This window comes from Corynebacterium sp. HMSC034H07 (assembly GCF_001815175.1).
GTDB lineage: Bacteria > Actinomycetota > Actinomycetes > Mycobacteriales > Mycobacteriaceae > Corynebacterium > Corynebacterium hiratae.
Genome location: NZ_KV819530.1, coordinates 1 through 1,038, shown reverse-complemented (window position 1 = coordinate 1,038; position 1,038 = coordinate 1). Strand labels below are relative to the sequence as shown.

The 1,038-nt window shown below is 57.9% G+C and carries 2 protein-coding genes; one reads left to right on the top strand and one right to left on the bottom strand.

The window, feature by feature from the left end; translation table 11 throughout:
- Positions 1–33 precede the first annotated feature (33 nt).
- The gene (locus HMPREF3009_RS07135; RefSeq protein ID WP_232761009.1) at positions 34–546 is read right to left on the bottom strand and encodes a DUF559 domain-containing protein; all 513 of its coding nucleotides are present in this window, start codon (positions 544–546) and stop codon (positions 34–36) included.
- 168 nt (positions 547–714) lie between these two features.
- On the opposite strand from HMPREF3009_RS07135, the gene HMPREF3009_RS13065 reads away from it, so the two are divergent.
- The coding region (locus tag HMPREF3009_RS13065; RefSeq protein WP_198531125.1) for a transposase family protein at positions 715–1,038 on the top strand (324 nt) is incomplete at its 3' end.

Here is a 1,038-nt window from a genome sequence, read left to right as displayed (position 1 = left end):
GACCAGCAGGTCTGCACTTCCAGGTCTGCACTTTTACAAGCGCGGGCCGCGTGCCAGGTGTTTGCCCACCGTCTCCTGGAAATAGTCAGGCCGCGAACTCAACTGTTCTGGGCTAAACCTCAAGACGATGTAGCCCTTGTTGAGGATGGCTTGCTGGCGCCGATGCTCCGCGCGAATTACCTCTTCGGCCTCGAAGCGGTACTTGACGTTTCCGTCAATCTCAATCACGAGCCACCCATTAATGACCAGATCCGCTCGATAGTTCTCAATCACATACTGCGCCTTGACCCAGCGCAGCTCCGGGTAGTCCGCCGCAAGAATCAAGGCACGGGCATAGGATTCCCACGGTGACTCCGCGCAATTGACGCTTTCAGCAACCGCCCGCCGCGCGGCGGCAACACCCTTAACTCTCCCCATAGCGCCGAGCGTCTCACTGATCCAGAACTGGCCAACATTGCGCGCCCGCACGTCATCGGCGGCAACGAGCCCCTCCTCAAATCCATAGAACCGCGCAATATCAATGGCCGTGCGCTCCAGGGTTGACACGCGAATCCCGTGAACCACCGTCTCTTTACCGGCTCTTCCGGTTTTGGAGTGCGTAGCGGGGTGAAGTAGAACACGATGGGTTCAGCGGGTCACCACAACATATAGGGGTCCCTGGTGTGAAGATGAAAGTTGCTACACAACCATCTACACCCACCAGGGACCCGTGCTGTGAAGCCTACTGGAAACCTCGTTGCCGACACCATCTGCCGTACCGCGGAAATCGGACTTGCTATCACCGGTGCCGCTGATGCCGGAGCGTTGACCATCATTGAGGCCACGCCAGTAGCCGTTAGCGGCGTATGCCCGGACTGCGGACAGTCAGGAAAGTTACGCGACCACACCACCCGTCGACTCGTTGATCTTCCTGTCGTCGGATTCCCCACCAGGCTGCACGTAAAAGTCCCTAGATTCCAGTGCACAGCCACCTCATGTAAAAGGAAAATCTTCCAAGAATCTCTGGCTTGCGCTGATGACGGCGCCAAGCTCACCCAC